General features: G+C 72.6%; 8 protein-coding genes and 1 pseudogene. 8 read left to right on the top strand and 1 reads right to left on the bottom strand.

Annotated elements, in window-relative coordinates; translation table 11 throughout:
• The first annotated feature begins 328 nt into the window (after positions 1 to 328).
• Entirely contained in the window at positions 329 to 484 is a 156-nt protein-coding gene (locus tag ACZ562_RS08130; protein WP_471175140.1) for a hypothetical protein, read from the top strand.
• 42 nt (positions 485 to 526) lie between these two features.
• Here the strand turns inward: ACZ562_RS08130 and ACZ562_RS08125 are convergent, their stop codons facing one another.
• Positions 527 to 1,081 carry a hypothetical protein gene (locus tag ACZ562_RS08125; RefSeq protein ID WP_471175138.1) on the bottom strand — a complete coding sequence of 185 codons (555 nt, stop codon included), beginning with the start codon at positions 1,079 to 1,081 and terminating at the stop codon, positions 527 to 529.
• A gap of 161 nt (positions 1,082 to 1,242) precedes the next feature.
• Between ACZ562_RS08125 and tsaB the strand changes: the two genes are divergently transcribed.
• The 7 genes and pseudogenes from tsaB (at position 1,243) to ACZ562_RS08090 (ending at position 5,792) form a co-directional block, all read left to right on the top strand.
• A complete protein-coding gene (gene tsaB / locus ACZ562_RS08120; protein WP_471175136.1) occupies positions 1,243 to 1,899 on the top strand; it encodes a tRNA (adenosine(37)-N6)-threonylcarbamoyltransferase complex dimerization subunit type 1 TsaB in 657 nt (218 codons plus the stop codon).
• 8 nt (positions 1,900 to 1,907) lie between these two features.
• The gene (gene rimI / locus ACZ562_RS08115; protein WP_471175668.1) at positions 1,908 to 2,426 is read left to right on the top strand and encodes a ribosomal protein S18-alanine N-acetyltransferase; all 519 of its coding nucleotides are present in this window, start codon (positions 1,908 to 1,910) and stop codon (positions 2,424 to 2,426) included.
• Positions 2,419 to 3,513 (top strand): tRNA (adenosine(37)-N6)-threonylcarbamoyltransferase complex transferase subunit TsaD, encoded by a 1,095-nt coding sequence (gene tsaD, locus ACZ562_RS08110; protein WP_471175134.1) that lies wholly within the window; start codon positions 2,419 to 2,421, stop codon positions 3,511 to 3,513. The genes rimI and tsaD overlap by 8 nt, the downstream gene beginning before the upstream one ends.
• A complete protein-coding gene (locus ACZ562_RS08105; protein WP_471175132.1) occupies positions 3,510 to 3,767 on the top strand; it encodes a hypothetical protein in 258 nt (85 codons plus the stop codon). The genes tsaD and ACZ562_RS08105 overlap by 4 nt, the downstream gene beginning before the upstream one ends.
• Positions 3,768 to 3,810: 43 nt before the next feature.
• Positions 3,811 to 3,937: pseudogene (locus ACZ562_RS08100) on the top strand (LCP family protein); the annotation flags it as partial.
• A 173-nt stretch (positions 3,938 to 4,110) separates the two neighbouring features.
• Positions 4,111 to 4,467 carry a YciI family protein gene (locus tag ACZ562_RS08095; protein WP_471175130.1) on the top strand — a complete coding sequence of 119 codons (357 nt, stop codon included), beginning with the start codon at positions 4,111 to 4,113 and terminating at the stop codon, positions 4,465 to 4,467.
• A gap of 44 nt (positions 4,468 to 4,511) precedes the next feature.
• Positions 4,512 to 5,792: an RNA polymerase sigma factor gene (locus ACZ562_RS08090; protein WP_471175128.1), complete on the top strand. Its 1,281-nt coding sequence runs from the start codon at positions 4,512 to 4,514 to the stop codon at positions 5,790 to 5,792.
• Positions 5,793 to 6,003 lie beyond the last annotated feature (211 nt).

The following is a 6,003-nucleotide window of genomic DNA, read 5'->3' as shown; positions in this document are numbered from 1 at the left end:
CGCGTGAGCTGCGGGCTGGTCTGAGCGTGCTTTCCGCGTGAAGCGGCGGGCTGGTGGGTCTGAGCGTGCTTTCCGCGTGAGCTGCGGGTGGGTCCTTGGCCCGAGCGGCGGTCCGCGGTTCGTGGCGCGGCGGGCCCCCGCCGCCGTGAATCCGAGCGCTGCGGCGCCGCGGCCTGCGGGGCCGGCCGACCCGATGAGTGCGATGAACGTTCCGACAAGACGTCGGCAAGATGTTGCGTTCGGCGTCTTGCGCGTGGTCACATGGTTACCCAGTCCGTAGTTAGGTGTGCCTAACTACGTTCGCCCCCCGGGACCTCAGGAGGCGTACATGCCGGCCACGGAACGAGACGAGGCGCTGCCCCGCGTGGTGTCCATGCGTGATCTGCTGGCGGCATGTGCGGCGGCGGACGTGATCTCGACGCCGCCGCGCGAGCCCGAGCCGCAGCGGCCGGCACCCGTCAAGGACCACCGCGAGGCCGCGTAGCCCGAACGGGCGACTGAGCCGCGGACAGCACCTGGCGGAGACCTAACGGATGACGACGACCGGCTCGCCGACCGTCGCGAACCTCCACATCGCGTCGCCGTCCGCGCGGGACTCCCGGATGCCGCCCGTGCGCACCTTCGGATCGACCGGCGTCCGCGGGCCCTCCACGGCCGCGCTGAAGCCGATGGACACCCCGTCCCTGCTGGTGAACCGCACGACGTGCTCGATGGGGGTGCCGTCGGTGCCGGTGATCGCCCCGGAGCGGGACGTGACCCGGTAGACGCCCGGGGCCGGGTCGACCGAACCGGGGGTGACCTTGAACGTACGCCTTACCTTGTTGCCCGCTCCGACCAGCCACACCCGGTCGTCGTCCACCGAGTACACGACCCGCCGGCCCGTGCCGGACGCGGCGGGCAGGGCGGCCGGGTTCCTCTTGTCCCGTGGCGCCTTCGAGGCGGCCGCGGCGGGGGAGGTGTGCGCGTTCGCCCCGCCCAGGCCGTCCGGGACGCTCGCCGAGGCCTGGTAGGCGAGGACGCCGACCGTCGCGAGCGCGGCCATGGTGAGCCCGGCCACGAATCCGGCGCTGCCTGTTGCCACCGTCGCCCACCTCGGTCGTCTCGTACGTCGCGCTTCGTGGCGACGGTAGCAGCAGGCGCCCGCCCGACCGGGGCGGCCGTTGCGGGGTGCGCGGCCCGTGTCGGAATCCCTGTTGTCCCGCGGCGTCCGACACGGACCCCGGGGAGCCGTAGGCTGTTTGCGTGCTCTTGCTCGCTCTGGATACCGCCACCCCCGCCGTCACCGTCGCCCTGCACGACGGCACGGCCGTCATCGCCTCCTCCAGCCAGGTGGACGCGCGCCGGCACGGAGAGCTGCTGCTGCCGGCCGTGGACCGCGTGCTCGCCGAGGCCGGGCTCAGGCTCGACGCCGTCACCGGCATCGTCGTCGGCATCGGCCCCGGCCCCTACACGGGGCTGCGCGTCGGCCTGATGACCGCGGACACCTTCGGGCTCGCGCTGGGCGTCCCCGTGCACGGCGTGTGCACGCTCGACGGCCTCGCCTACGCGGCCGACATCGAGAAGGGCCCCTTCGTCGTGGCGACCGACGCCCGCCGCAAGGAGGTCTACTGGGCGCGGTACGCCGACTCCCGTACGCGTCTGACCGACCCCGCCGTGGACCGTCCAGCCGACATCGCCGACCGGGTGGCAGGACTGCCCGCCGTCGGCGCCGGCGCGCTGCTGTATCCGGACACCTTCCCGAACACGCACGAGCCCGAGCACGTGTCCGCCGCCGCCCTCGCCTCCCTGGCCGCCGAGAAGCTGGCCGCGGGCCAGGAGCTCCCGGCCCCCCGGCCGCTGTATCTGCGCCGCCCGGACGCCCAGGTCCCCAAGAACTACAAGGTGGTCACCCCCAAGTGACCGACGCCATGACCTCTCGACTGCGCGAGATGCGCTGGTGGGACATCGACCCCGTGCTCGGGCTGGAGAGGGACCTCTTCCCCGAGGACGCCTGGTCGCGGGGGATGTTCTGGTCCGAACTGGCCCATTCGCGAGGGCCCGGGGCGACCCGGCGGTACCTCGTCGCCGAACGCGCCGACCGCATCGTCGGCTACGCCGGCCTCGCCGCCTCGGGAGACCTCGCAGACATCCAGACCATCGCCGTGGCCCGCGACCAGTGGGGGACGGGGCTCGGCGGACAGCTGCTGACCGAACTGCTCGTGGCCGCGAGCGACTTCGAGTGCGCCGAGGTGATGCTCGAGTGCCGGATCGACAACACCCGCGCCCGGAAGCTGTACGAGCGCTTCGGCTTCGAAGCCATCGGGTTCCGGCGCGGCTACTACCAGCCGGGCAACGTCGACGCCCTGGTGATGCGACTGACCACGGCATCCGGCAGCGGCTCCGCCGCGGGCGCAACCTCCGAACAAGGAACCGAGATCAATGGCTGACTCACGCGACGAGCCTCTCGTACTCGGCATCGAGACCTCCTGCGACGAGACCGGTGTCGGCATCGTCCGCGGCACCACCCTGCTGGCCGACGCCGTCGCCTCCAGCGTCGACGAGCACGCCCGCTTCGGCGGGGTGGTGCCCGAGGTCGCCTCGCGGGCGCACCTGGAGGCGATGGTGCCGACCATCGACCGCGCGCTGAAGGAAGCGGGGGTGAGCGCGCGGGACCTGGACGGCGTCGCGGTGACCGCCGGCCCCGGACTGGCCGGTGCGCTGCTGGTCGGCGTCTCGGCGGCGAAGGCGTACGCCTACGCGCTCGGCAAGCCCCTGTACGGCGTCAACCACCTCGCCTCCCACATCTGCGTCGACCAGCTGGAGCACGGAGCGCTGCCGGAGCCGACGATGGCGTTGCTGGTGTCCGGCGGGCACTCCTCCCTGCTGCTGTCCTCGGACATCACCTCGGACGTACAACCGATGGGCGCGACGATCGACGACGCGGCCGGCGAGGCCTTCGACAAGATCGCACGCGTCCTGAACCTGGGCTTCCCGGGCGGCCCGGTGATCGACCGGTACGCGAAGGAGGGCGACCCGTCGGCGATCGCGTTCCCGCGCGGTCTGACCGGCCCGCGCGACCCGGCGTACGACTTCTCCTTCTCCGGTCTGAAGACGGCCGTGGCCCGCTGGATCGAGGCGAAGCGGGCGGCGGGCGAGGAGGTACCGGTGCGCGATGTGGCGGCCTCCTTCCAGGAGGCCGTCGTCGACGTGCTGACGCGGAAGGCCGTGCGGGCCTGCAAGGACGAGGGCGTCGACCACCTGATGATCGGCGGTGGAGTCGCGGCCAACTCCCGGCTGCGGGTGCTGGCCCAGGAGCGCTGCGAGGCGGCCGGGATCCGGCTGCGCGTCCCGCGGCCCAAGCTGTGCACCGACAACGGGGCGATGGTCGCGGCGCTGGGTGCGGAGATGGTGGCCCGGGGCCGTGCCGCGTCGAGCTGGGACCTGTCGGCGGACTCGTCTCTGCCGGTGACCGACCCGCACGTGCCCGGACACGACCACGTCCACGAGATGAGCAAGGAGAACCTGTACTCGTGACGGTCGCGTTGATGTGGGAGGCGCGGGCGGTCTCCGGACGCGGCGGGGAACTGCTGGCCTGGGCCCGCGCGCAGGAGCTGCCGCGGCAGCCCCTGCGCCGGGAGACCTTCCGGGCCCCGCAGGACCGGGTGCTGGTCATCACGTGGTGGGACGCGGCGTACGACGCCGAACTGCCCGAACTTCCGGAGCCGACCGGGGAGCTGGCGGGCCGTCCGGTGCATCGGTGGCGGTTCGAGTCGGTGGGCGCCGGCTGAACGGAAGGGTCAGGACGCCTGCGACACCTCCGTGTCGCACTGGCAGAAGCTGGTGAAGCACCTGCTGGAACGGCTCCTCGACGAACCTCCTCTCCGACCCGCCCAAGCTGTACGACGTCGCCGACGCGGTGACCGGCAGCCTGACCACGGACACCGGCATCGACTCCCTCAGGACGAGCCGGAGCTGAGCGAGCTGTGGGAGTCGCTGCGCTGACCAGCGAAAACGGGACCGCGGAAGAATCTTCGGAGAAAATTCGGCCCGCGTGTCGATCCCGGTGCCTCCCGATCGACGCAGGGGTGAGAGGCCGGAAAGGTCCCGGCCCCACCGACACGAGGAGTCACCATGCCGCGTTACCTGTCGCTCGTGCAGATCGACGAGAAGACCGCGCCGGCCGAGGGCCCCAGCCCCGAGCTGATGCAGAGGATGGGCGAGCTGATCGAGGAGGTCACCAAGGCGGGCGTGATGCTCGACACCCAGGGGCTCACACCGTCGGCGCAGGGCACCCGGGTGCGCTGGGAGGGCGGGGAGCTGTCCGTCACGGACGGGCCCTTCACCGAGTCCAAGGAGGTTGTGGGCGGCTACGCGATCATGCAGTGCAAGGACAAGGCCGAGGCCCTCGAGTGGACCAAGCGGTTCCTGAAGATCCACGAGGCTCACTGGACGGTGACCTGCGAGGTGCGGGAGATCGCGGAGGGCTGAGCCTTCCTTGGCGTCGGGCGGCCGCGGGTGTTGCATGGAGGGTTGTGAGCTCACAGCCCTCCACGGTCCCGCCGTCCGCCGACCCGCGCGGCACCGTCGAGACCGTCTTCCGGATCGAGTCCCCGCGCATCATCGCCGGCGTCGCCCGCATCGTGCGGGACGTCGGTATCGCCGAGGAACTGGCGCAGGACGCGCTGGTGGCCGCCCTGGAGCAGTGGCCCCGGGACGGGGTGCCGGACAACCCGGGCGCCTGGCTCATGGCGGCCGCCCGGCACCGCGCGGTCGACCTGATCCGGCGCCGGGAGAACTACGCCCGCAAGCTGCAGGAGATCGGGCGGGACCTTTCGGCCGAAGCGCCGCCGGACGAGCCTGCCGACCCCGACGACATCGACGACGACCTGCTCCGGCTGGTCTTCACCGCCTGCCACCCGGTCCTCTCCGCCGAGGCCCGCATCGCCCTCACGCTGCGGCTGCTCGGCGGCCTGACCACGGCCGAGATCGCCCGGGCGTTCCTGGTACCGGAGCCGACGGTCGCCCAGCGCATCGTGCGCGCCAAGCGCACCCTGGCGACGAGGAACGTCGCCTTCGAGGTGCCGTACGGTCCCGACCGCGAGGCCCGCCTCGGCTCCGTCCTCGACGTCATCTACCTGATCTTCAACGAGGGGTACGCCGCGACGGCCGGCGACGACTGGCTGCGCCCGGCCCTGTGCGAGGACGCCCTGCGCCTGGCCCGCGTGCTGGCGGGTCTGATGCCCAAGGAGCCGGAGGTGCACGGCCTGGCCTCCCTCCTGGAGTTCCAGGCGTCCCGCGCCGCCTCCCGCACCGGCCCGCACGGCGAGCCCGTCCTCCTCAGGGACCAGAACCGCCGCCGCTGGAACCGCATGCTCATCGCCCGCGGCATCACCGCCCTGGACCGCGCCACCGCCACCGCAACCGGCGCCCCGGGCCCGTACGCCCTCCAGGCCGCGATCGCCGCCTGCCACGCGTTCGCGTACTCCTACGAGGAGACCGACTGGCAGAAGATCGCCACCCTCTACGGTCTGCTCGCCGCCCGCGCCCCGTCCCCCGTCGTCGAACTCAACCTCGCGGTCGCCGTCTCGATGGCCGAGGGCCCCGGCCCGGCCCTGGAGATCGTCGAAGCCCTCGCCGCCGACCCCGCCCTGCGGGACTACCACCTGCTGCCGAGTGTGCGAGGCGATCTGCTGGCGCGGCTGGGGCGTACGGCGGAAGCGGCAGCCGAGTTCGAACGGGCCGCGCGGCTGACGCGCAACGAGCGGGAACGGGACCTGCTGGCGGCCCGCGTGCGGGAGCTGGGCCAGACATGATGGCCCTTGCGCAGCTGCCGTAACGGGAGTGACGCCATCGCGCGCCCCGCAGCCACCTGAACGGCGTGTCCGGACAGCCGGCGTGGCCGCCCCTGGTCAACGGGGCCGCGGGCATCAACTTCCCGGTGGCGTTCGGCGGCACCGGCTCGGTCTCGACCACGGCGCTGGACTCCCGGGCACCGCGATCAGCGCGAGCAGCAGCCAGTGGGGC

The organism is Streptomyces sp. NPDC040410 (assembly GCF_055595715.1).
Note: the sequence above shows the minus strand (reverse complement) of the source record. Positions and strands in the feature narration are given on the sequence as shown.

Coding starts and splice junctions, on each gene's coding strand:
- ACZ562_RS08095 (WP_471175130.1), top strand. CDS start 4,111: ATGCCGCGTTACCTGTCGCTCGTGCAGATCGACGAGAAGACCGCGCCG.
- tsaD (WP_471175134.1), top strand. CDS start 2,419: ATGGCTGACTCACGCGACGAGCCTCTCGTACTCGGCATCGAGACCTCC.
- rimI (WP_471175668.1), top strand. CDS start 1,908: ATGACCTCTCGACTGCGCGAGATGCGCTGGTGGGACATCGACCCCGTG.
- ACZ562_RS08130 (WP_471175140.1), top strand. CDS start 329: ATGCCGGCCACGGAACGAGACGAGGCGCTGCCCCGCGTGGTGTCCATG.